Source organism: Bacillus sp. UNC41MFS5, from assembly GCF_000686805.1.
This window is the reverse complement of sequence record NZ_KK366018.1, coordinates 422,827-447,180: the sequence shown is the minus strand read 5'-3', so window position 1 is coordinate 447,180 and position 24,354 is coordinate 422,827. Positions and strand designations below refer to the sequence as shown.

The 24,354-nt window shown below is 40.1% G+C and carries 24 protein-coding genes and 1 pseudogene; 18 read left to right on the top strand and 7 right to left on the bottom strand.

Going from position 1 to position 24,354, the window contains the following annotated elements; genetic code table 11:
* Positions 1-92: 92 nt before the first annotated feature.
* The 5 genes from BR30_RS0125845 to BR30_RS0125825 all read left to right on the top strand — a co-directional run bounded on the left by BR30_RS0125845 (position 93) and on the right by BR30_RS0125825 (position 5,392).
* Positions 93-1,199: an iron-containing alcohol dehydrogenase family protein gene (locus BR30_RS0125845; RefSeq protein ID WP_026567549.1), complete on the top strand. Its 1,107-nt coding sequence runs from the start codon at positions 93-95 to the stop codon at positions 1,197-1,199.
* 58 nt (positions 1,200-1,257) lie between these two features.
* A complete protein-coding gene (locus BR30_RS0125840; RefSeq protein ID WP_026567548.1) occupies positions 1,258-2,247 on the top strand; it encodes an ABC transporter substrate-binding protein in 990 nt (329 codons plus the stop codon).
* 120 nt (positions 2,248-2,367) lie between these two features.
* Positions 2,368-3,165 (top strand): ABC transporter permease, encoded by a 798-nt coding sequence (locus BR30_RS0125835; RefSeq protein WP_026567547.1) that lies wholly within the window; start codon positions 2,368-2,370, stop codon positions 3,163-3,165.
* Positions 3,166-4,023, top strand: a complete 858-nt coding sequence (locus BR30_RS0125830) for an ABC transporter ATP-binding protein (protein WP_081825581.1) — start codon at positions 3,166-3,168, stop codon at positions 4,021-4,023.
* Positions 4,024-4,069: 46 nt separating this feature from the next.
* Positions 4,070-5,392 carry an aspartate aminotransferase family protein gene (locus tag BR30_RS0125825; RefSeq protein ID WP_026567545.1) on the top strand — a complete coding sequence of 441 codons (1,323 nt, stop codon included), beginning with the start codon at positions 4,070-4,072 and terminating at the stop codon, positions 5,390-5,392.
* A gap of 42 nt (positions 5,393-5,434) precedes the next feature.
* On the opposite strand, the gene BR30_RS0125820 is transcribed toward BR30_RS0125825, so the two are convergent.
* Positions 5,435-6,259 carry a hypothetical protein gene (locus BR30_RS0125820; RefSeq protein WP_026567544.1) on the bottom strand — a complete coding sequence of 275 codons (825 nt, stop codon included), beginning with the start codon at positions 6,257-6,259 and terminating at the stop codon, positions 5,435-5,437.
* A gap of 181 nt (positions 6,260-6,440) precedes the next feature.
* Between BR30_RS0125820 and BR30_RS0125815 the strand changes: the two genes are divergently transcribed.
* On the top strand, positions 6,441-7,004 hold the full coding sequence (locus BR30_RS0125815) for a class I SAM-dependent methyltransferase (RefSeq protein ID WP_026567543.1): 564 nt from the start codon (positions 6,441-6,443) through the stop codon (positions 7,002-7,004).
* A gap of 71 nt (positions 7,005-7,075) precedes the next feature.
* The gene (locus BR30_RS0125810; protein ID WP_026567542.1) at positions 7,076-7,669 is read left to right on the top strand and encodes a class I SAM-dependent methyltransferase; all 594 of its coding nucleotides are present in this window, start codon (positions 7,076-7,078) and stop codon (positions 7,667-7,669) included.
* A 94-nt stretch (positions 7,670-7,763) separates the two neighbouring features.
* Here the strand turns inward: BR30_RS0125810 and BR30_RS34555 are convergent, their stop codons facing one another.
* A complete protein-coding gene (locus tag BR30_RS34555; protein WP_035446129.1) occupies positions 7,764-8,057 on the bottom strand; it encodes a hypothetical protein in 294 nt (97 codons plus the stop codon).
* A 175-nt stretch (positions 8,058-8,232) separates the two neighbouring features.
* Here BR30_RS34555 and BR30_RS0125800 point away from each other — a divergent pair, with 175 nt between their 5' ends.
* Both BR30_RS0125800 and BR30_RS0125795 read left to right on the top strand, forming a co-directional pair.
* Positions 8,233-8,730 (top strand): hypothetical protein, encoded by a 498-nt coding sequence (locus BR30_RS0125800; protein ID WP_026567541.1) that lies wholly within the window; start codon positions 8,233-8,235, stop codon positions 8,728-8,730.
* A gap of 44 nt (positions 8,731-8,774) precedes the next feature.
* Positions 8,775-9,497 (top strand): DUF2161 domain-containing phosphodiesterase, encoded by a 723-nt coding sequence (locus tag BR30_RS0125795; RefSeq protein WP_026567540.1) that lies wholly within the window; start codon positions 8,775-8,777, stop codon positions 9,495-9,497.
* Between the two features lie 38 nt (positions 9,498-9,535).
* Here the strand turns inward: BR30_RS0125795 and BR30_RS38190 are convergent.
* Positions 9,536-9,736, bottom strand: a pseudogene (locus BR30_RS38190) (hypothetical protein); the annotation flags it as partial.
* 128 nt (positions 9,737-9,864) lie between these two features.
* On the opposite strand from BR30_RS38190, the gene BR30_RS36975 reads away from it, so the two are divergent.
* Together BR30_RS36975 and BR30_RS0125780 are read left to right on the top strand one after the other, a co-directional pair.
* Positions 9,865-10,038: a hypothetical protein gene (locus BR30_RS36975; RefSeq protein WP_155928838.1), complete on the top strand. Its 174-nt coding sequence runs from the start codon at positions 9,865-9,867 to the stop codon at positions 10,036-10,038.
* 270 nt (positions 10,039-10,308) lie between these two features.
* Positions 10,309-12,471: a malate synthase G gene (locus tag BR30_RS0125780; protein ID WP_026567539.1), complete on the top strand. Its 2,163-nt coding sequence runs from the start codon at positions 10,309-10,311 to the stop codon at positions 12,469-12,471.
* Between the two features lie 139 nt (positions 12,472-12,610).
* On the opposite strand, the gene BR30_RS0125775 is transcribed toward BR30_RS0125780, so the two are convergent.
* On the bottom strand, positions 12,611-14,200 hold the full coding sequence (locus tag BR30_RS0125775) for an acetolactate synthase large subunit (protein ID WP_026567538.1): 1,590 nt from the start codon (positions 14,198-14,200) through the stop codon (positions 12,611-12,613).
* A 277-nt stretch (positions 14,201-14,477) separates the two neighbouring features.
* Here BR30_RS0125775 and BR30_RS0125770 point away from each other — a divergent pair, with 277 nt between their 5' ends.
* The 3 genes from BR30_RS0125770 (at position 14,478) to BR30_RS0125760 (ending at position 16,830) form a co-directional block, all read left to right on the top strand.
* On the top strand, positions 14,478-14,930 hold the full coding sequence (locus BR30_RS0125770) for a C40 family peptidase (protein WP_026567537.1): 453 nt from the start codon (positions 14,478-14,480) through the stop codon (positions 14,928-14,930).
* 127 nt (positions 14,931-15,057) lie between these two features.
* Complete coding sequence (locus BR30_RS0125765) at positions 15,058-15,993, top strand: aldo/keto reductase (protein WP_026567536.1); 936 nt, start codon at positions 15,058-15,060, stop codon at positions 15,991-15,993.
* 264 nt (positions 15,994-16,257) lie between these two features.
* Positions 16,258-16,830: a DUF2062 domain-containing protein gene (locus BR30_RS0125760; RefSeq protein WP_026567535.1), complete on the top strand. Its 573-nt coding sequence runs from the start codon at positions 16,258-16,260 to the stop codon at positions 16,828-16,830.
* Here BR30_RS0125760 and BR30_RS0125755 read toward each other — a convergent pair.
* Entirely contained in the window at positions 16,827-17,663 is an 837-nt protein-coding gene (locus BR30_RS0125755; RefSeq protein WP_026567534.1) for an SDR family oxidoreductase, read from the bottom strand. The genes BR30_RS0125760 and BR30_RS0125755 overlap by 4 nt on opposite strands.
* A 119-nt stretch (positions 17,664-17,782) precedes the next feature.
* Entirely contained in the window at positions 17,783-17,977 is a 195-nt protein-coding gene (locus BR30_RS0125750; RefSeq protein ID WP_026567533.1) for an alpha/beta-type small acid-soluble spore protein, read from the bottom strand.
* A gap of 307 nt (positions 17,978-18,284) precedes the next feature.
* Between BR30_RS0125750 and BR30_RS0125740 the strand changes: the two genes are divergently transcribed.
* Positions 18,285-19,409 carry an NAD(P)/FAD-dependent oxidoreductase gene (locus tag BR30_RS0125740; protein WP_026567532.1) on the top strand — a complete coding sequence of 375 codons (1,125 nt, stop codon included), beginning with the start codon at positions 18,285-18,287 and terminating at the stop codon, positions 19,407-19,409.
* Positions 19,410-19,491: 82 nt separating this feature from the next.
* Here the strand turns inward: BR30_RS0125740 and BR30_RS0125735 are convergent, their stop codons facing one another.
* The gene (locus BR30_RS0125735; RefSeq protein WP_026567531.1) at positions 19,492-20,187 is read right to left on the bottom strand and encodes a response regulator transcription factor; all 696 of its coding nucleotides are present in this window, start codon (positions 20,185-20,187) and stop codon (positions 19,492-19,494) included.
* 146 nt (positions 20,188-20,333) lie between these two features.
* Between BR30_RS0125735 and BR30_RS0125730 the strand changes: the two genes are divergently transcribed.
* The 3 genes from BR30_RS0125730 to BR30_RS0125720 all read left to right on the top strand — a co-directional run bounded on the left by BR30_RS0125730 (position 20,334) and on the right by BR30_RS0125720 (position 24,311).
* Positions 20,334-21,281, top strand: a complete 948-nt coding sequence (locus BR30_RS0125730; RefSeq protein WP_026567530.1) for an alpha/beta hydrolase — start codon at positions 20,334-20,336, stop codon at positions 21,279-21,281.
* 31 nt (positions 21,282-21,312) lie between these two features.
* Complete coding sequence (locus tag BR30_RS0125725) at positions 21,313-22,956, top strand: flavin-containing monooxygenase (protein WP_269320648.1); 1,644 nt, start codon at positions 21,313-21,315, stop codon at positions 22,954-22,956.
* A gap of 272 nt (positions 22,957-23,228) precedes the next feature.
* Positions 23,229-24,311, top strand: a complete 1,083-nt coding sequence (locus tag BR30_RS0125720; protein ID WP_026567528.1) for an inorganic phosphate transporter — start codon at positions 23,229-23,231, stop codon at positions 24,309-24,311.
* Positions 24,312-24,354 lie beyond the last annotated feature (43 nt).

Genomic DNA, 24,354 nt, shown 5'->3' with positions numbered 1-24,354 from the left:
TAAGAAAATATATTGACATAAAGTAGGTAAATATTTATATTTATAGAATATTATTCATTTTTAAACAATTTATAAGGGATTCGGGGTGTGATATGAAAGTAACGGTGGGACCAGCTCAATATATTAGAAATAATGGTTTACTAGAAGATGCGGGTAGGTACATAAAAAACTTTGGAAAAACAGCCGCTCTTATTGGAGGCCAGATTAGTAGAGGACTTGTAGAAGATTCATTAAGAAAGAGTTTGTCAGAACACGAGATTTTATTAAAACATTCGCTTTGGTATGGTGGTGAATCATCTCAGGCGAATATCGATCGATTAGTAGCCGACCTAAAGGATGAACAGATTGATGTTCTTATTGCGACGGGTGGAGGCAAATCCATTGATACAGTTAAAGCGGTTGCCTATCAACTTAATAAACCGTTAGTTGCCATTCCAACCATCGCAGCAACCTGTGCAGCAGCCACGCCTATCGCCATCCTATATAGCAATGATGGTGAATTTATTGGGATTGAAAGAAAGTCGAAGGCACCTGAATTAGTCTTAGTAGATTCGGAAATCATCATGAATGCACCCGTTCGTTTTCTAATCGCGGGTATTGGAGATACATTGGCTAAATGGTTTGAGACGAAATCCTCAGTGAAAAAAGCGGTACCTAACATATTAAATCAGACGGCTGTTGCAATAGCAGGACAGGTTTATCAAACGTTGCTTCAAATCGGGGAAAAAGCTGTCACATCTGTTCGAACCCAAACAGTGACAAAAGAGTTAGAAGATGTCATTGATACCATTATTTTGGTCAGTGGCAGTGTCAGTGGGTATGGCGGGGATGACTGCCGAACAGCAGGAGCCCATGCTATTTATTCTGGGTTAACAATTTTTCCTGAAGTACACCATACCTATCATGGTGAAATTGTTGCCTTCGGGATTCTTGCACAGTTATGTATGGAGAATACAGGCGAGGATGAACTGAAAAAGTTAATAAGTTATTACCAGGAAGTAGGACTTCCCTTTACCTTAAAACAAATGGGAATAACGAACTTAACAGAAAGTCAGTGGCAGAAGCTTGGTGAATTTACCATTACCATCGAGGATATGGCAAATATGCCATTTGAAGTCTCGCCTGAAATGGTAATTGACGCTGTTCGCCAAGCCGACGAAATAGGAAATGGAATGTTATCAGGTGTCCTTCATTCTTAATCGTTTAAAAGAGTAACAGATATAAATCGATATTTTTAAAAACAAGGGGGAATTTGGAGTGAAAAAGTGGTTATTGGTTATTTGTTCACTGGTGTTGTTATTCGCATTAGCAGCATGTGGTAAAAAGGATGCGGCAAGTAGTGCAAAGGATGGGAAGTCGTCTGAACCATTGAAGGTGACACTGCCAACTTGGACAGGGTACGGTCCGTTATTTTTAGCAAAAGAAAAGGGCTTTTTCGAAAAGAATGGGATTGATGTGGAACTTTCCATTGTCGAAGGATTAGGAGAACGTAAACAAGCATTAGCTAGTGGGAAAATCGATGGGATGGCAACTGCGTTGGATGTACAGGTTTCCTTAGCCGCTTCTGAAATTCCAGTTCAAGTGGTTTGGTTATTAGATGATTCTTACGGCGGAGATGGGATCCTCGTAAAAAAGGGAATTAATAGTGTCAAAGATTTAAAAGGGAAACAAGTAGCATTCGAAGTTGGTTCAACAAGCCATATGTTAGCATTACAAGCATTAAAACAAGGCGGATTAACAGAAAAAGATGTACAAGTGGTGCAAATGTCTGCCGGTGATGCAGGTGCTGCCTTTGCCGCGGGTAAAGTGGATGCAGCTGTTACATGGGAGCCATGGTTATCAAAAGGGGCAGAAGCAAACGGTAAAGTTTTGTTAACAACTAAAGATTTATCTGGAATCATCGTCGATACGGTCAGCTTTAAAGAAGATGTGATCAAGAACCGTCCGAAAGATGTGAAAGCTTTTGTTAAGGCGATGGGAGAAGCCATGACTTATTGGAAAGAACATGAAAAAGAAGCCAATGAAATTATGGCTAAAGGTTTAAATATTGATGTCAAGGAATTTGAAGGAACAGTTACTGGCTTGAAATTCTTCTCGAAAGAGGATAATGAAAAGTTATTTGGAACAGAAAGTGCAAAAGGTTCCATCTATCAATCAACTGAAAATGCGATTTCGTTCTATAAGGATCAAAAACTTCTTAAAACCGAGCCAAAAGCAGAAGATGTTATCAATCCAAGTTTCCAATAATGATAAGGTTTAAGTTAGTTTAAGGATTCTCTTTAAACAGCCTGACTTATGAGATGTTTTTTTTACCTCATCAGTTAGGCTTTTTTACAAAATAGACGCATAAGAAAATAGGTGAAAAAATTGATCGCAAAATTGTTTACTCCTAATAAGGAAATACCCAAAGTGTTTTATACCTCAGCGGGCTTTATAACATTTATTATTTTTCTATTAGTTTGGTCTGTACTTAGTTACGGACAGTTCGTCAATCCTTTATTCCTACCTACTCCTACTGCAGTATTGTCTACCGCGGTGGATATGTTTGTAAATGGTCAAATTCTTTCTGATATAGGGATCAGTTTTACAAGGGTCCTGTTTGGATTTCTTGCTGCAGCCATTATTGGCATACCACTTGGGATCTTAATGGGATCACTACGGATTATGGAGGGAGCTTTTGAACCAATTATTGGTTTCATTCGTTATATGCCAGCATCTGCTTTCATTCCCTTACTGATTCTTTGGATTGGTCTTGGTGAGACAGAAAAAATGAGTGTTATTTTCCTTGGAACGTTTTTTCAGCTGACATTGATGATTATGGACGTCACGAAGAATGTTCAAAATGATTTAGTCGATGTTTCCTATACATTAGGGGCAAAGAAGGCACAAGTGTTTACAAAAGTTATCCTCCCTGCTTCTCTACCGGGAATTGTTGATACCCTCCGGATTACGTTTGGCTGGGCCTGGACGTATTTAGTGGTTGCTGAAATTGTTGGTGCATCTAGTGGTTTAGGGTATATGATCATGCAGGCTTCTCGTTTTCTGCAGCCAGATAAAATCATCGTTGGAATCTTGATTATTGGTATCCTGGGGCTGATTACAGATATTCTCTTTAAAGCCATATACAAGGCTTCGTTTTCTTGGATGAGAAAGGATGGTTTTTAAATGGTCACACCTCAATTGAAAGTTAAAGAAAGAGAAAATATAGTTGAACCAAAACGCAGTGAATCAGTTATTTCAGTAACAGCCACCCCAAAGTTAGAAATTAAAGAGGTTGGAAAAGTTTTTAAAACGAAAAAAGGAGAAACAACCGCATTGGAAAAAACCTCCTTTTCGATTGAGGAAGGGGAATTCGTCACGATTTTAGGACCTTCGGGCTGCGGGAAGTCAACCGTATTAAGGATTGTCGCTGGGTTGGAAGAAGCAACTTCCGGTCAAGTGCTCCTTGATGGGCAGGAAATCCATGGTCCGGGGCCTGATCGCGGGATGGTATTTCAATCGTACACATTATTTCCATGGTTATCAGTGAAAGACAATATTACCTTTGGGTTAAAGCTAAAGGGTGTTTCTCAAAAAGAGAGAGACGATATCGCTAGACACTACTTGCAATTAATCGGTTTAGAAGGATTTGAAAATCATTTTCCGATTCAGTTATCTGGCGGGATGAAACAACGGGTAGCGATTGCTCGAGCGTTGGCAAACGATCCAAAAATTCTATTAATGGATGAACCGTTTGGGGCATTGGATGCCCAAACACGGAACATTATGCAAGAAGTGCTCTTGAAAGCATGGGAAGAGTCGAAAAAGACGATTCTATTTATCACTCATGATGTCGATGAGTCGATCTTTTTAGCAGATTCGGTATATGTTATGACCGCAAGACCAGGGCGTTTAAAGAAAAGGATTCCGATTGCATTGGAGCGGCCAAGGGATTTCAGTGTGAAAGCGTCCGCCCAGTTTGCCGAATACAAAGAAGAATTATTGTCGTTGATTCGAGATGAAACGTTAAAAGCGATTAAGTAAAACAGCAATTTTCAGGGATAAGTATTACGAATACGGGGGTTAATGTATGGAGAACAAATGGGATCACTTGGTGAAAAATATGCCAAATCGACTGGCACCTAGCATGGCAAAGGATCATCCAAATCTACCGGTGGTAAAAGAGGAAGGCTGCTATTATTTTGGGGTGGATGGAAAGAAATATCTTGATTTTACGTCTGGGATTGCGGTAACAAATGTCGGACACCGTCATCCTAAAGTGGTCCAAGCGATTAAAGATGCAGCTGATGGATTGATGCACGGTCCTTCTGGCGTAATTATGTATGAGTCCATTTTACGATTGGCCGATGAACTCGCTGAAATTTTACCAGGAGACCTTGATTGCTTTTTCTTTGCAAATAGTGGGACGGAAGCCATCGAGGGAGCTCTTAAACTAGCAAAATATGTAACGAAACGTCCGTATGTTATTTCCTTTACCGGTTGTTTTCATGGTCGTTCGTTAGGGGCATTAAGTGTAACTACCTCTAAAAGCAAATATCGAAAATTCATGCAGCCATCTGGTCTTACCTATCAAGTACCCTATGCTAATGTTAAGGAATGTCTAGAAGGGATGGATCCAGAGACCTATGTGATTGAGAAATTAGAAAAAGATTTTGCTTCATTATTTAGTCATCAAGTAACACCGGAAGAAGTGGCCTGTGTTATATTAGAGCCGGTACTCGGTGAAGGCGGATATGTTGTTCCGCCGAAGGGCTGGTTAAAGAGAGTTCGAGAAATTTGTGACCGTCATAATATTTTACTTATTTTTGATGAAGTTCAAACCGGATTTGGCCGTACAGGTCAATGGTTCGCTGCTCAAACCTTTGATGTTACCCCTGATATTATGGCCATCGCTAAAGGAATTGCCAATGGCCTGCCGCTTAGCGCAACGGTTGCTTCCGCTGAATTAATGAAACAATGGCCGCTCGGAAGCCACGGAACGACATTTGGGGGTAATCCGATTGCTTGTTCTGTTGCACTGGCTACCTTGGAAGTGATGAAAGAGGAAAACCTTCTTGAAAACACTAGGAATATGGGGAGTTATGCTGTTCAGGAACTAGAAAAAATCAAGGAACGACACCCTGTAATAGGAAGCATCCGCGCGGTGGGCTTAATGATTGGGATTGAAATCATTGATCCAGTGACAGGTGGACCGAATGGAGAAGGATTGTTAAAAATTCTTGATCTTGCTCTTGAAAAGGGTGTACTATTCTACCTTTGCGGAAATCATGGAGAAGTCATTCGAATGATTCCACCATTAGTCGTCACCAAGGAACAAATTGATGAAGGTCTCCGTATGCTTGATGAAGCATTAACGGAGTATGAAGCGTCATTGATGCAGCCAGTTAAATAATCAATAGTAAATTTGGTCGCCAATGCTTGTTGGCGACCTGTTTTAATTAAAAAACACCCCGTTGTGCATTGAAGTCATATAATAGTCGATGGCCTTGCTTCTTGCCCTATCTAATTTTTCAGGGTTGTGAAATGAAAAATATTTTAAGATGAAGTCACTGTAGCCAAGTTTGTTTATAAGGTACAAAACATTATTGGGGATCAACATTTCTTCTGGGTTTTCTAAGTTAATCACAAATGAATAAAAGTCATTACTTTTATTATCTTTGCTATAACAAAGGAAACAAGGGTGTTTCCTATCGGAAATCATATACTTTTCTAGAATGTAGGAAGTAATTCGACCTTGGAAATGAATCATTTCTTTGGGGATTAGCGGCAAGTTCTGCCTATTTAATTCTTCTTTGGTAAGAGCTAGATTTACATATTCATTGCAATACAAGTTATATCTTCTTAGGTTCTTGACCTGATTTAGACTAGGATGTAAGTTCTTCCGTCCATAGAATGTGGTAATTCTAAATACTTTTTCAGTGTTTTCATAAGTAAAGACTATATTATTATCTATGGAGCCAATGCCAGGGGCTAACTGGTCTATTCTATAAGAACAATTTCGAAAAATTATTTCCAAAGATTTTTGCAAGGGGTCTAGACTGATTATCGGGCCAACTCTTTCGTTCCATCGGTCGAGCGCATGATTGTCTATTAAAATCGGTTTGGAAGGACAAAGGATATTTTTTGTGTCTTTATAGGTGTTCATTTGTTCATAAAGTATGTTTATATTTTTTATCTGCATGGTAAATGGATACCCTTCAGCCTTCATGATTTTTATATATTTTGGTTTTAATAAGCGATTAATAATATAACTTCTCATTTCCGCCCTCCTTTTTTGATTTTTCAGTCTACTTTAGATACCTTTATTATATCAGACACAATTAACTAATATTGGAATGTAACAAAATAAAAATTTTTTTCATGTGATCTGAATCTAAATGGACAATTCCACTTTGATGATGTAGGTTTAGGTTTATATCGAAGTGTTAAGGAGTTTTCATATGGACAGTAAAACGAAATGGAATAATAAATATAAAGAACGTATGAATGACTTAAAAGAACCTGTACCAAATCCAAGACTTGAAAACCTTTCTGTGTATTTAAATGGGGGAGATGCACTTGACCTAGCGAGTGGACTTGGGGGGAACAGTTTCTTCCTTGCACGAATGAACTATCAAGTTCAGGCCGTTGATATTTCGGATGTTGCGATTAACTTTATTAGGGAATGTGCTGCACAGAATCAACTCAAGATTCAAGCCCAAGTTTGTGATCTAACCGATTTGAATAATCCTATCTGGGCTAGCCATCATTACGACGTAGTTGTCATTTCCTATTACCTCGATCGCAAACTTTTTCCAATCGTGAAGCGCTTGATTAAAGACGGAGGTTATTTTTTTATGGAAACCTTCTATCAATCACCGAGGACCAATAGTCAAGGGGTATCTAATCAATATAAACTCCAGTCTAATGAGTTGCTGGCTGAATTTGGAGATTGGAATGTTCTCTTTTTTGAAGAAAGTGAACAAGAGGGGCGACAAACTATATTTTGTCAGAGGAAATGTTAATTTGTTATATCTATATAGTTACCTATAAATTTATTATGTAAACTTGAGTTGCATATTTGGAGTGAAGAATCTTGAGCCGTTTGTTTGCTAGTTGGTATGATTTTTTTATGAAGCCGTTGGAGAAAAAGAAGTTTAAGAGGATTCGTAAGGAACTCCTTGCAAAGGCAACGGGAAGTGTTCTTGAATTAGGGTCGGGTACTGGGATTAATTTTTCTTTATATGAGGAACCTGTTATAGTAACTGCGATAGAGCCGAGTCAGCACATGATTGAGCGGTCATTAACTAAACATGGGCAAGCAGTTGTCCCCATTGAAATCGTACAGGCAAGTGCAGAAGAACTGCCATTTGCTGCAGATACTTTTGATACCGTTGTGGCAACACTGGTATTTTGTACCATTCCAAATCCGGAAAAAGCCATTATCGAAATGAAACGTGTTTGTAAACCAGGTGGAAAGATCCTTCTATTTGAGCATGTTAAAATGCAAAATCGGTACCTATCCTCACTTCAGAACTGGCTAACTCCAGCGTGGAAAAAAATTTGTGATGGCTGCCATTTAAACAGGAACACCTTAGAGTTACTAAGGAGTAAAGATATACCTATTATTCAAGTGCAACAATATTATCGTGATTTATTTGTTTTTGCAGAAGCAGTAAATAGGAAATAGGGTCTTAAATAAAGGCTGCTACAGGTTATTTATGGTAACCAAGTTGGAGCAGCCCGTTATTTTTTAAGCCGGTGGGTCCGTATACCCTATTTTTTTAATCCTTGATATCAACATTACCATTTTCATCAATCTCGATGGTTGTATAGCTTTTAAAGGTGTTAATATTGGTGATTTCATGCGGAACGACGCTTGCAAAGCTCTCCATGTATGGCTTGTACACTTCAGGATCTTTGACGAGATGATAGAAATTTACTCTTCTTCCATCTTTCACATCTGTCATTCTCAGTAAAAAACGATCGCCAAATTGCCCCTTAAACCACTCTCTTGCTTCATCATGACTTGTAAATTTAGGCATTTGGTTAGGATCAATGGAATAATTTTGATTCATTTACACATGCACCTCTTTCCAATAAATTGCCACTTTTAATATTCCCCAATGGCGTAGAAATTATTGTGTTGTAAAAGTTTATAGAAAAATACAACAGACCATCATTCCTATGGTAAATTTAAAGAGTGAATTTTCGGTATAGAATGACTTAAACAATTGTATGGAGGATAGGTTTATGGTAGTTGTAAAATCAGTCACAATCGATGGTGAGAGTATCCAAGTTTTTAGAAACGGGATTTACATCTTTGAATCGAGCTCTGGCTTTGCCCTAGAATTGGATCTGATTGTTAGTGAGATTGTTGTAAAAAAGTATAAGTTCGTCGAAAACGTCATTGTCGAGATAGAATTAGAGGATGGTAGAATTTTCAATTCCATCATGCACGTGAAAATATTAACTGGCGGATTGCCACAAATAAATTTATTCTGTGAAATCGATGATATTCAAGACTACCAAGGTTTCAATCGGGTCAGCGAAAATGATTCTTGGTTTCCTAATATAGAAGATGGCATTACGATAGAAGAAATAAGAAAAGTCGAAATGCCCAATGAGGATGTTAGTATCAAACTAAATTTACCAATCGACCAGGTTGAATGGATTAAAAAACAAAAAAAGAAAAATTTGAATGAAATTTTTCAAAAATTAATTTATGAATATTGGGAGAAACAAAATTAAAAATAGTATGATTCTTAAGGTTGGCATTGGGATGGTGATACCGCATGGAGGAAACCAAGAAGCTACAAGAAATAGATTTATATAAACCCATTCAGGCCTATTTTGTCCGTGAAGGATATGAGGTTTACGGTGAAGTGAAAGATTGTGATATTGTTGCGGTCAAGGATGAAGAGTTAATTGTAGTCGAATTAAAGCTCACTTTAAGTGTGGACTTACTAATCCAAGCAGCCAAAAGGCAGCGGATTACAGATAAAGTTTATGTGGCAATCCCGAAACCGAAACATCGTCAGAATTCCAAAAAGTGGACAGAGAAATGCCACTTAATTCGCAGGCTGGAGCTGGGATTAATCGTTGTTTCGAGCCCAGGGAAACGCGGAAAAGCAGAAATAATATTTGATCCTTCGCCATTTAAGCATAGAAAAAACAAACTCAAACGCGAGTCAATTCTGAAGGAAATTAAGGGCCGAAGTGCAGACTACAATGTAGGAGGAAGTACTCGGACTAAGATTATGACTGCTTATAAGGAAAATTGTATCCAAATTGCTTGTTATCTTGAATATTTGGGTCCCTTGTCACCCAGGAGGTTAATTCAATTAGGAACGGGGAAAAATACCTCATCCATTCTTACGAAAAACTATTATGGTTGGTTTGAAAGAATCAAACGAGGAACCTATGTGATAACGGAAAAGGGGAAAGCAGAGTTAAAAGAATACCCGGAGTTAGTAAATTATTATTTAACTAGACTAGGTGACGAGAAAGTTACGTAAGAACATAGGACTGCCCCAAGATTTCTTGGGACAGTCTTTTACTTATTCAATACATTTAAAGCCTCATTCGTTCTTGGTCGGGTTCCCTTGAACCATTGGTAACAAAGGATAATAATCAGAATCAAATCAATGGCATCGCCTCCATAATACATTAGTAATCCGCCCGTTTTGGCTTGGTCAATCGGAACTCCCATTGGGGGAAGAGCATAAATATATTTTGAAAGGATGCCATGACATGCCCTTTCCTTTTATCTAGTCGTTTAAGTTGATGGCTAAACTTGTTGATAAAAATCTTATTTTTAATTTCTCTGCAAATTGTCAAGACTGATAAGCAGAGGGTGATTAAGATAAGGAAGGAGACATATGTATGAATAAACCTTTTGAATACCCGGAAATTTACTATAACGAAGTCATCTATTTTTTAGAAACGAAATGGAAGCGTCGACTAAGTGATCATGAGAGGCATGTTCTCATTGAAGGATATCGATTCGGCAGGCTGGTTGAGGCAGAAAATGAAATTAGAATCCTCTCAGTGAAATAATTTTTTCTGTACGATAGCTTCAAATGGCAGCTATTGCTGCCATAACGCTTAATTTATATGATTTTAAATAAACTTTGCTCACTGCAAGGTTTTTTCTCGTTTTAAGTATTGTATAATAAAGGAAGCGTTTCATTTTTTTAGATTAAATGTAACTGTGTCCGTGGTAAGCAAGTGAAGGGAGGGCAGGTGTTAAAACAGCAAAGAGATTCGCAGATTCAAAGGTTTTGAACCGATGTAAAAGTTTAAGATACATAAGGGGGAAATGGAAAGATGTCAAACTATGTGAAAATAGGTAATCTTCAAGTAGCGGATGTACTTTATCATTTTATAAACGACAACGCCCTTCCAGGAACGGGTTTGGACCGTGAGCAGTTCTGGATTGATTTTGAAGCACTCTTTGCTGATTTAACACCGATTAATAACCAACTACTGGCTCAACGAGATGACCTCCAGAATAAAATCAATGCCTGGCATAGAAGCAATAAATCCTTCCATTTTGAAAATTATCAATCTTTTTTGAAAGAAATCGGCTATTTAGAACCGGAGATGGCTGATTTTCAGATTAGCACGGAAAATGTAGATGAAGAAGTAGCCTTAAAAGCAGGGCCGCAGCTTGTCGTTCCCGTCGATAATGCCCGCTATGCCCTAAATGCAGCTAATGCTCGTTGGGGAAGCCTTTACGACGCCTTATATGGTACGGATGCGATTAGTGAAGAAGGGGGCGCTAATCGTGCAGGAGCTTACAATCCGATTCGCGGAGATAAAGTTATTGCTTTTGCAAGAGAGTTCCTTGATCAAGCCATCCCGCTCAAGCAGTTTTCCCATAAGGATGCTGTCAAATATTCGATTGTCAATGGAAGATTAGCAGTTTTACTTGGTAATGGCGCGACCGTTGGGCTTCAAGATGAATCCAAACTCTGTGGCTACCAAGGGAATTCAGGAGAGCCTTCCGCCATTTTACTGAAAAATAATGGTCTCTATTTTGAAATTCAAATCGATTCAGGCCATCCAATTGGGAATACCGATTTAGCTGGCGTTAAAGATATTTTCATAGAATCGGCTTTGACCACAATTATGGATTGTGAGGATTCCGTTGCCGCCGTGGATGCTGCGGATAAAGTGCTTGTATACTCCAATTGGCTCGGGTTGATGAAAGGTGACTTAACAGCTGCTTTTTCTAAAAATAATAAGACGGTGACACGCTCACTTCAGTCTGACCGATCTTATTTCACTCCTACTGGAGAGGAATTTGCCTTAAAAGGGCGTTCCCTCATGTTTGTCCGTATTGTCGGCCATTTAATGAAGAGTTCTGCAATCCTAGATAAGGATGGAAACGAGGTGCCAGAAGGGTTAATGGATACTGTCGTTACTAGTTTAATTGCCAAGCATTCTCTTTTGGCAAATGGTCCATATCAGAACTCTGCAAAGGGCTCGATTTATATTGTTAAACCAAAAATGCATGGGTCTAACGAAGTCGCTTTCGCCAACGAGACGTTTAATCGCGTGGAAGATATGCTTGGACTAGAGCGGAATACGCTAAAGATTGGGGTCATGGACGAAGAGCGCCGAACTTCTTTGAACTTGAAAAATTGTATTCGTGAAGTAAAGAATCGAATTGTGTTCATTAATACGGGTTTCTTGGACCGGACTGGAGATGAAATCCATACGTCGATGGAAATCGGGGCTGTTATTCGGAAAAATGAAATGAAATTTTCAACATGGCTGCAAAGCTATGAAAAATCCAATGTGTTTGTCGGACTGGCAACTGGTCTAAAGGGCCGGGCCCAGATTGGGAAAGGAATGTGGGCAATGCCGGAACTAATGGCCGAAATGCTTAAGCAAAAAATCGGTCATCTGCAAGCAGGCGGCACAACGGCATGGGTTCCTTCACCAACTGCAGCAGCCCTGCATGCGCTACATTATCATCAAATAGATGTTTCAAAGGTGCAGGCTGAGTTAGCAAAGGATATTCGGGATCTAAGAGAACAGATTTTAGCCATTCCTGTTGCTGAAAATACAAACTGGACAGCCGAGGAAATTCAGCAAGAGCTTGATAACAATGCACAGGGAATCCTAGGTTATGTTGTTCGCTGGGTAGAAATGGGGGTTGGCTGTTCGAAGGTACCGGATATTAATCATGTTGGATTGATGGAAGACCGTGCGACACTCCGTATTTCGAGCCAGCATATCGCCAACTGGCTCCACCATGGAATTTGTTCGAAGGAACAGGTACTTGGAACCTTAAAGAGAATGGCCAGGGTAGTCGACGAACAAAATGCAGGGGAGCCTGCGTACCGCCCAATGTCGGTCGATTATGATCAATCTATCGCCTTCCAAGCAGCCTGTGATTTAGTATTTAAAGGATACGATCAGCCAAACGGTTACACCGAGCCAATCTTACATCAGCGCCGTATAGAAGCAAAAGCAAAATAGGTGTCAGGCACCGCGATTAAAAGCACGAGCAACTACAAGTAACAGATGTAGTTGCTTTTTTTGATGAATGAACCTGTAAACTTATGAGAAAATTGCTTTGATACTCCGCTTAATTGATTTAGCTTATTCCAGGCTTGAGTCAATTTTCTAACGCCACGTCGATTAAGAAGATTTCCCCATCAGACTGCAGTGCATCCTTAAAGATGTTTTCAAATTCATTAAGTGTTCTCGCCCGCATACCTTTAATTCCGAAACTGGTGGCCAATTGGACAAAGTCCGGGTTTTGGAACGTTACTCCGTAGTTTTCTCCGAACTTTTTGTTCATTTGCTGCACTTCAAGTTTTAACAATGAGTCATTTAATACAATAATAATGAACGAAAGTCCGAGTCGTTTAGCTGTCTCTATTTCCGCAAAATTCATTAAAGCACCACCATCGCCGGTAATGCAAATAACTAGGTCATCTGGACAAGCAAGCTTCGCCCCAATCCCACCTGGAATGGCGATACCCATGGCAGCAAGTCCATTTGAAATGATTAACCCATTTGGCTTTTTCGGCTGATAGGTTCTCGCAATGGAAACCTTATGTGCACCGACATCCGATATCACGATCGTATCCTCTGTTGTATGAGAATCAACACAGTGGAGAACATTCTCAATCGTAAAGGAAAGAGTGCCTGACACCGGCTGATCAATTTGATATGCAGTTTTAATTTGGTCCTTTAGCTCACCGGAGGGAAGCCATGATTTCGTTGGAAGGTTGGATTGATTTATAAGTTGCAAGGTGTTTCTCATGTTTCCGACCAGCTCCACCTCAACAGGATAATATTCATTGATTTCTGCTGGTAAAGAATCGATATGTAAGACAGGGAGTTTCTTCTCATTCCAATCCTTTGGCAGTTTTTCAACAAAGTCAAAGCCGATGACAATCAGCAAATCTGCCTCTTTTAAAACAGGTAAAACTGCATCGTTCTCCTTAAATCCAAAAGTATAATAATTAAGTGGGTGTTCTTTAGGGAGCACTCCTTTTGCCATAAAACTATGGATAACAGGGGATTGAAGGGTTTCGACAAAGGCCAGAAGTTCAGGGACAGACTCTTGTCTGTTGCCCCCGTTCCCTACAATGACTAAGGGCTTTTGATGTTTATTAATCAGGGTAATGGCAGCTTCGAGTGACTTGTTAACAGGAACACATTCAGGCAAGGATGTAACGGGTAAGGGACTACCGCCGATCATTTGACTTGAAAAGTTTTCTGGTAAGGTAATGGCAACAGAACCCGGTTTCTCCATTTTTGCCATCCTAAATGCTTTTCGAATCTTCGCCGGAACTGTTTGGGATTCATTGATTTGTGTGCTCCATTTTGTTGCGGGTTCAAACATCTTCACAAGATCAATGTATTGATGGGATTCCATATGATGACGCTCCACACCTGCCTGACCAATGATAGCCACCACAGGAGAATGGTCGAGCTGGGCGCTGGCCATCCCCGTTATTAAGTTGGTGGCGCCAGGTCCAAGTGTTGACAAGCATACACCAACTTTGTTTGACAATCTTCCATACACATCGGCCATAAATGCCGCTCCTTGCTCGTGCCTGACATTTATGTATTGAATTTGTGTTGATTTGGAAAGGGAATCAACTAGGTCTAGGACCTCCGTGCCGACGATTCCAAACACATATTCTACTCCTTCGTTTTCTAAACAATGGACAAGTACATCTGTTACTTTCATCATATCCTCCTCGACAATTTGGTTGCCTATGTTTAAGTTGCCCCGATTTTTACCACTTCAACAAAACGGGTAATAATCGTTTCTTAATCAATATTCTTTCCTAAATTCCTATTTATTTTTGGCTCTGTTAATGAAATCTCCTGATATCCTATTAAAAATCACAAACGAAAAATTATATCAAAATAATTTTGTAATGATATTGTAATATTGCTGAGATGTCACTGTTACACCTATCTAGTATATTTGAACTACCAAATCACACTAGGAGGTAACAATTATGCTTAAGAAATTCATCGTAGCGTTTGTCATTATCGTTTCTTGTGGCTCTTTGTTTGCTAACATGGGTGATAAAGCGGAAGCGGCTTATTATCATACAAAAGCAATTTCGGTTGCGAAGTCTAATATTGGAATACCATATCAATGGGGCGGAATGTCACCCGGAGGATTTGATTGTTCAGGTCTTATTAAGTATTCCTATGCAAGGGCTGGAAAAAACCTAAATCGAACTGCAGCACAAATGTTCTATGGAAACGGATATCGTATTTATTCTTATATCCAACCAGGTGATTTAATGTTTTATGCTCCAACTAAGGCGAGTAAACCAACACATGTAGCGATGTATATCGGGAATGGTAAAATGATTATGGCTTCATCATCAAAAGGAGTCATGATTACCAGCACAAACAACCCATATTGGCATACAAGATACGTTGGAACAAAACGCGTTTAAAGACCATCCCTCCTAGATGGTCTTTTTTGTATACATAATTTTTATATGAAAAATTAAATCATATACTTTGTATTCTTTTCCAATCGTTTGTTATCATCAAATTAGAAAAATAAGGGAGTGAACGCTTATGACCAAACATACTCGAATTGGGAAAACAGATTTATTTGTCAATCCAATTGGTCTTGGTACTAATGCCGTTGGGGGCCATAATCTTTTTCCAAACTTGGATGAAGAAGCAGGGAGGGAGTTAGTTCGAACCGGTTTGGCTCATGGGATTAATTTCCTTGACACAGCCTATGTCTATGGTTTAGGACGATCGGAAGAAATCATCGGGGAAGTCGTGAAGGAAAGTGGGAATCGTTCAGAAATAGTCATCGCCTCCAAAGCAGCACACAAATTGATTGGGAATGAAATGGTTCTTGATAATTCACCGGCTTTTTTAAAACAAGCTGTCGAAGAGAGTTTAAAAAAGCTTCAAACCGATTACATCGATTTATTTTATATCCATTTTCCAGACCAAGATACACCGAAGGACGAAGCGGTTGGGGCATTAAAACAATTGAAGGATGAAGGAAAGATTAGAGCCATCGGGGTGTCTAATTTTTCAATTGATCAACTAAAAGAAGCTAATAAAGATGGTTATGTTGATGTCTATCAAGGGGAATATAACCTACTAAGCCGAGGTGTAGAGAGGGAATTATTTCCATACGTTACTGAACAGCAGATTTCCTTCGTTCCATTTTACCCTTTAGCATCTGGATTATTAACTGGTAAGTATTCTCGTGATACAAAAATTAATGAAAAGAACCGTAAAAGGCCGCAGTTTAAAGAAGGCGTTTTCGAACAAAATTTGGAAAAGATTGAGCGGGTTCGTAATATTGCATCGGTAAAAGGGGCGGAAGTTGCCCAAGTGATTCTTGCGTGGTATCTGTCCCGTCCATGCATTGATGTGATAATTCCTGGTGCAAAGCGAGCAGACCAAGTGCTTCATAATCTAAAAACCTTACAGATACAATTATCAGTTGAAGAGATTCAAGAAATTGATCGAATCTTCCCATCCTAAAGGAAACAAATAAAGCCGTGAACTGTGATTTTTTATCACCTTTTCACGGCTTATTTTTATTAAGAAAGGAATAATAAGAATCATTCCTTTTTTTATTGAAGCCACCGATAGGTATGTGGAAAAATTATCCTTGGTAATTTATGAGTTCGCTTACAATTATCTTAATTTTTCTTTATTTAGTGTTATGATAATAGTAATAGTTATATCGCCCTAAACACGAAGCTATTTAGTCACGAAAATCTGATATAAAAAGGAAGTCTTCGTATGAACATTAAACACAAAAAGTATCCTTTTTTTAAGCGAATTGGACGAGCATTTAAGTTGAATTTTATCAAACTGCTTCGTTCTCCAGGAGGAGCCAAAAAAGTATCGTTGGGCTTTGCGGTTGGTTTTGGCTTAGAAATGATTGTTCTTTCAACTGCTTCCCTTGTTTATATCGTATTTTTACCAATAGTTCGAATGGCAAGAGGTTCTTTGCCAGCGGCGATTATTGGAAATGTCATTGGAAAACTATCCTTCCTGCCAGTTTTACTCCTGCCGTTAGCCAAAACTATCGGTAAACTGATTTATCCAATAAACGAGAGAATCGGGCATAAGTCACCTTTTTCGTTTGAACAATTAATGCAAGGGGATTTACGCAGTGTAGTCAGTTTACTTCACGGTGGGGTCCATGTGTTAATTGGGATGACGATTTTTGGCATCATCCTTGGTATTATTTCTTACTTCTTTGTTCATTATTTTTATGAAAAAGAAAAAACGAAAAGACTTGCAAGGATTCGTGATAAACAAGCCCTTCGTAAAAATAACCTAGTTACGATTGAAGCGACGAATAATTAAGGTTTAAGTCGCTTGAGAATAATTGCTTCTAAAAGTTTCCACGGCAGCAAATTTTTTAGCTTCAGCATCGTCTTTACACCAGCACCGATGGGATACCTAAGGCTTGGTGATTGCGACTGAGAAGCAATTTTTGCTGCCAATTTTGCAACCTCGATGGGATTGCCATGCTTGGCCTTTCCGCCTTCAATTTCATGAAGTAAACTTTCCATATAGGATAGGTATGGAGACTCAGGATTGACTTCCATCCCGTCCACACTCGCCCAAATATTGGTTTGATAGGAACCAGGCTCAATTAAGGAAACGTCGATCCCAAAAGGCTTCAGCTCGAGGCGCAAGCTTTCGCTATAGCCCTCAAGTGCATGTTTGGATGCGACATATGCTGATAAGCCAGGGAATCCTAGTCTCCCACTAATGCTGCTGATGTTGATAATTCTGCCTTGTTTCCTTGCCCGCATCAATGGCAGAATCGCCTGGGTGACAGCAATCACTCCGAACAGGTTGGTTTCGAATTGACTCCTATACTCTTCAATTGAAAGCTCCTCGCTAAAACCTCCAAGGGCAAACCCGGCATTGTTTATTAATACGTCGACAGCGGGGTACTCACGGAGAATATCTTGAAAATGTTGAATGGATTCACTAGAAGTGACATCAAGCGGATGAACATGAATGAAATCCTCGACATTGTTTTCTTTAGCAAGTGTTAATAAAGGCTTTGATTTATTGATATCCCTCATGGTTGCGAGCACTGTAAAGCCTTTTACTGCTAATTCAATCACGGTTAGCACCCCGAAGCCGCTTGAAGACCCAGTTACAATCGCTGTTCGTTGTTTCATGATTTCCTCCTTGACTTTCCTTTTCTTCTATTTAATCGTAAAATGGCGAAGTTTGTATACCCAAAATCGAAAAAGGCTGTCCCAAAATCCGTGGGACAGCCTACGATTGAAATCATCCGTTATTGATTTTGATGATTTCTGAGGGTTTGTTCAGCATAAGCGACAAGACGTTTCGTCATTTCGCCGCCGACTGAACCGTTTGCTCGTGCGGTCGTATCAGCACCAAGTTGAACTCCAAACTCGTTGGCAATCTCTTCTTTCATTTGATCTAAAGCATTGTCTGCTCCAGGAACCAATAGTTTGTTTCTAGCCATGATACATCACTCCCGACGAAGTTTTTTGAGCAATGAGAAATTGCTCGTCTATAATTTAACCATCTTTGGTTCATTTCATTAACTTGGGGGATATTATTCATGAAAAGTTGTTTAAACAATATTTGAAAAGTGAGTGGTGTTTGATATGATTGAATTCCCTAAGAATCTATATTGTGAAAAATGCGGCAAGGAAACAGAGCATATGGTACGCGAAGATGCTCTAGAGATTGAATATATTTGTTCCGAATGTAACAATGAACAAGAAATTATTAAATCCTTTTTTTAAAAATAATGAAACAGGTGTGTTATGCAGAAAATAATCGTGGTTGGAGCAGGAATTCTGGGTGCATCGACAGCGTATCATCTTGCGAAATTAGGCGCAAAGGTAACAATGGTCGATCGAGCGGACCTGGGACAGGCGACTGATGCCGCAGCTGGGATTGTTTGTCCTTGGCTTTCACAGCGGCGTAACAAAGCATGGTATCAGTTAGCCAAAGGAGGAGCTCGTTATTATCCAGAATTAATTGCTCAACTAGAAGCAGATGGCGAGCAAGAGACAGGCTATCAACGGGTTGGAGCCATCAGTCTACATACAGAACTGAATAAACTAGAACAAATGGCGGAACGAGCGAGAAAACGTCGCGATGATGCACCGGAAATCGGAGAGATTACTATTCTATCACCGTCAAAAACAAAGTGTTTATTCCCACCATTAGCTGAGGAATATGGGGCTGTTCATGTGAGTGGGGGAGCACGGGTTAATGGAAGGGCATTGCGTGAGTCATTAATACGCGCCGCCACAAAATATGGAGTTACATTTCACCACGGGAATGCTTCCCTCGAGATGCTGGGGAATCAAGTAGTCGGGATTAAGATTGCAGATAAAATGCATCCTGCAGATCAGGTAATTCTAACTGCAGGTGCATGGTCTAACGAGCTTTTGAAGCCATTAGGTGTAGAGTTTTTAGTCAAACCTCAAAAAGCACAAATCATTCATCTAGAATTACCAAAGACGGATACAAGCCAATGGCCTGTAGTTATGCCGCCTCAAAATCATTACATCCTAACGTTTGAAAACGGCCGAGTTGTTGTTGGGTCGACCCATGAAAACGAGGCTGGATTTGACACGCGTGTAACAGCTGGTGGAATTCATGAGATATTAAGCAAAGCGTTAGAAACAGCGCCTGGTCTTGCAGCATGCTCGTATCTTGAAACAAGGGTTGGTTTTCGGCCGTTCACCCCAGGTTTTTTGCCTGTGATTGGGGCGTTGCCGCGATTTGAAGGAATCTATTTAGCCAATGGTCTTGGGGCTTCAGGGTTAACAAGTGGGCCGTATCTTGGTGCAGAACTAGCTAAACTAGTCGTAGGTAAACAAACAGAAATTGACCCAAAAAACTATGATGTGGATGGAGCACTTGCACCTCCTAAATAAAAATCAAAAACAGCACCCATTTGGGTGCTGAGCCTTTAATCGAACTAACCGAGACTATAATGAATAAAGCGTTTTCAAAAAACTAAGTGATGATTCCTCTGCGGAATAGTTCGCCAATCGCATGGGAACGATTTTGAACGCCAAGTTTTTTAATCGCTGTTTTTACATATTGTTTGACTGTTAATTCGCTAATTTTCATTAGATCTGCCATTTCCTTTGTGCTTTCTCCCCAAGCAATTCTGCGCATCACTTCAAGTTCTCTCTTACTTAAAAATTGTGGATCCTCCACACTATCGGATTTCTCCAGAAACCTTCCAACTTCTTTTCCATAATGAGTTAAGGAGGAGAGAAGAATTTCATCTATCCTAGAGCCTTTTATAAATTCATTCGAGCAAATATAACCGATAATTACCGAACGAAAACAGATAGGGACAACCACAACCGAATGTACACTCGAGGATGTTATGTATTTACTGCTTGTTTGCTTTAAATACTCAATTCCTGAACAATACTTCGCTTTCTTTTCATGAATCGCTGAGTAAATAATCGGCAGGGAACGGACATCATCCCGAATATCCCCAATATGTACCATACCATCAACGGTCAATAAGATAATGCCTTCACCAAGAAAGCCTAACGGGGAAAATCTAAATAAATAGGCATTCCTGACGGGATAAAGCTCCATGTAGACATCAAGAATTTTAAATAATCGTTCTTCATGGCACGTTGCTTCCTCTAATTTTTGAATTTGTTGCTGAAAGGTATACTGAGATGTCAAATTATCATCTCCTTTTTGGGGATATAACACGTCTAAAATTAGGAATATTCAAATTATACAAAAAATTGTAATCTTTAGATAGACTTTTAGGAAAATCTTTTTCTATGAAAGTTAAAAAAATCCTCATTAGGAAAGGAAGATGTTCTTTGGCCAATTTAGATCCGCAAGCAAAAGTTTATTTAGAAATGTTCAGTCAGATGCCATTGATCCAGACATTAGATGCACAAACCGTTAGAGAAATGTTTGCTTTAGCTCCTCCTGTTGAGGTAGAATTGGCGCCGCTTGCGAAGGTAGAGGACCGAATGATTCCTGTAGGCGATAATGCGGAAATCAAGGTCAGGATCTACACACCGGAAGGTCAAGGACCATTTCCACTGTTTGTCTATTACCATGGCGGCGGCTGGGTAATAGGTGATCTTGAGACGGCTGATCCAAGTTGCCGAATGATTGCCAATCAAACAGAAAGAGTAGTAGTTTCTGTGGATTATAGGCTTGCACCTGAATATAAATTCCCTATCCCCGTAGAAGACTCTTATGCTGCATTAAAGTGGGTTTGTGAAAATGCTGCGGCATTAAATGGAAACGCTTCCAACTTAGTAGTTGGCGGTGATAGTGCTGGTGGGAATCTTTCTGCAGTCGTTTCGTTAATTGCCAAGGAACAAAACGGACCAGACGTTGCGGCCCAAGTTCTTATTTATCCAGTAACAGCATTAGGCTATGACACCAAATCATATGAAGAGTTTCAACAGGGCTTTGGGTTGGATCGAGACTTAATGAAATGGTTTGGCAACTACTATATTAACAATGAAGAAGATACAAAAAATAAATACATCGCGCCATTATTGGCAGACGATTTAAGCAATCTTCCGCCGGCATACGTCATTACTGCTGAAAACGATGTCCTAAGGGATGAAGGTTTAGCCTATGCTGAACGCCTAAAGCAAGCAGGGATCAAGGTTGAATCAATCATTGAAGAGGGACTTGTGCATGGTTATTTTACGAATATGGCGGTATTTCCAGAGCGGATTAAAGGATCCATTTCTAAATTCGCCAAGTTTCTAAGTGAAATTGACCAAAAGGTTGGCAGGGTTTAACGATTAATTTAGATGCTGGAGGAGGAGTATGATGAAATCTATGAAACAATCGAATCATGTTGCTAATTACGACGCTGTTGTTGTTGGGGCAGGTTTTTCAGGGTTGTATACGCTTCATCGCTTACGTGAGGCTGGTTTCTCTACCCGTGTTTTTGAGGCGGGTGATGGTGTTGGCGGTACATGGTATTGGAACCGCTATCCTGGAGCACGCTGTGACTCGGAAAGCATCTATTATAACTATACTTTTTCAGAAGAGTTATATAAGGAATGGACATGGACCTCTAGATATCCTGAGCAGCCAGAAATCCTACGATACTTAAACTTTGTTGCGACCAAGTTTGACCTCCGTCGTGATATCCAATTTAAAACACGGATTAACGCAGCACATTATAACGAAGAGTCGAATAGATGGCTGATCTATCTAAATGATGGGACGAGTGTAACTGCCAAGTTTTTTATCACGGGTGTTGGTTGTCTATCAGCCGCCAATATTCCAAACTTTAAAGGAATCCAAAATTTCAAGGGCGACTGGTACCACACTGGGCATTGGCCGCATGAAAAAGTTGATTTCAAGGGGAAGCGGGTAGGGATTATTGGAACGGGGTCGACTGGTGTGCAGGCCATCCCAGTCATCGCGCAAGAGGCCAAGCACCTTACCGTCTTTCAGCGGACACCACAGTACTGCGCTCCAGCGCGAAATCATCCTTATGACCCAGAGTACATCCGGAAGACGAAGGAAAATTTCAGCGAGATCAAACGTCAAATGCGTGAATCTCAGGGCGGCCAGCCAGTGCCAGTACCTACGAAATCAGCATTAGAAGTCACCGCCGAGGAGCGGGAGCGGGTCTACGAAGAGGCATGGGAGAAAGGTGGATTAGGACTGTTTAGCGCTTATTATGATATTACGATTAATGAAGCAGCGAACGAAACGGTGGCCGAATTTATCCGGAACAAAATCTGTCAAATCGTCGAAGACCCTAATGTAGCCGAAAAACTCCTGCCAAGCTATTTTTATGGGACAAAGCGGCCGATTATTGACACGAATTATTATGAAACGTATAACCGTGACAACGTCACATTGGTAGACGTAAAGAAGGCACCTATTGAGGAAATTATTTCTAATGGGCTCCGGACCACGGACGGGGAGTATGAACTGGACGCTCTTGTTTTTGCGACTGGATACGATGGAATGACAGGGCCATTATTGAAAATTGATATCCGCGGGAAAGACGGAGTGACACTGAAGGAGAAATGGGCAGGGGGAGCACAGACAAGAACCTATCTTGGAATTGCCAACGCTGGTTTTCCGAATATGTTCATGATTACCGGTCCAGAAAGTCCTTCTGTTCTAAGTAACATGCCTGTCTCGATTGAGCAGCATGTTGAATGGATTACTGACTGTATTGAGTATATGCAAACCCAAGGTGTGGAAACAATTGAGGCGAATGTCGACGCGGAGGAAGCATGGAGTAAGCATTGCCGGGAAGTGGCTGAATCAACGCTCTTTACGAAAACTGACTCATGGTACACCGGTGCTAATATTCCTGGGAAGCCGCGTGGATTCCTGATTTATTTAGGCGGAGTCGGCGCTTATCGCCAAAAATGTGCCGAGATTGCCGCAAATGGATATGAAGGTTTTTCATTATTGTCGTCATCACAGATGGCATCCCGTTGATTAGTCGTTACAGGAATAAAATTATCTTGAAAAAAGGGTCTTCGGACTCTTTTTTTTTGTCCCAAAATGGCAGGGAAACAATTTTATGAATCATTTGTCCATTTTTTTTAGAAAATTCAAAGACATCAGAAATAATTTATTGATTAATGGAGTGGAGAGCGGTATAATAGTCAACATATTAAATTATTCCTACCTGAATAGTGTGAATTGAAGCTGGAACGAGAATTTAGTTTACCAGTTTTATAGATTGTGGACATAAGGAGAGATTCTACATGGTTTGGACGTCTATTGCTTTTATAATTGCTTTTTTCTTTGCGATGAATATTGGAGCAAGCGGGACGGCAGCATCGATGGGGTCAGCCTATGGTGCAGACGCCATAAAGAGTAAGCGCCTGGCCATGGTGTTAGTGGCACTAGCTGCTTTTCTAGGGGCAGTGCTGGGCGGCGGAGAGGTAGTTAAAACGATTGGCGAGGGAATTATTCCTTCCAATCTCCTAACGATTAAATTAGTCGTTCTAATCCTTGCTGGAGCTACATTGACATTATTTATTGCAAATATTATTGGAATTCCCCTATCGACAAGTGAGGTTACCGTTGGATCGATCGTAGGAGCTGGGGTAGCTTTTAAAAGTTTGTACATAAATAATCTGTTGGTGATTGTTTTATTTTGGGTGGTTGTTCCGATTGTTTCTTTTCTAATTACGTTTTTTCTTGGAAAAATCATTTCCGCGGCTGAGAAACGCTGGATTGGTCTAACGAGAAACGGCAAATGGAAAAAATGGCTGGCAATTTTACTTGTCGCGGGGGGCTGTTTAGAGGCTTTTTCGGCTGGGATGAATAATGTCGCTAATGCTGTTGGGCCATTGGTTGGGGCAGGGATGATTTCCACCACTAAAGGAATCTGGATTGGCGGGCTCTTCGTTTCAATCGGAGCTATTTTACTAGGTAACAGGGTTCTTGAAACGAATGGGAAGAAGATTACTAGACTGTCTTTACTGGAAGGAAGTGCGGTTTCCTTTACAGGAGGAACCTTGGTTATAGTGTCATCCTTATTTGGACTCCCGATACCGTTGACACAAGTAACGACTTGTGGAATTTTGGGTGTTGGAGCTTCCCAAAAGGGGTTTGGCATTTGGCAGAAATCTATTATTCAGAGAATTCTTAAAGTCTGGCTTATTTCACCTCTTGCTTCGCTTGTAATTTCTTATATTCTGGTGAATTTGTTAGTAGAGATTAATATTTATAATATCATTATCATTTTAAGCACATTGATCGCAACCGTGGGAGCGTTCAGTCTTTCAGCCAACATCCGCAAGGAGAACAGTACCATTCATGATGATGGTGGTGGAATATAAATGATCGATTTTTAGAAAACTCTGTTGGTATCCATTCAACAGA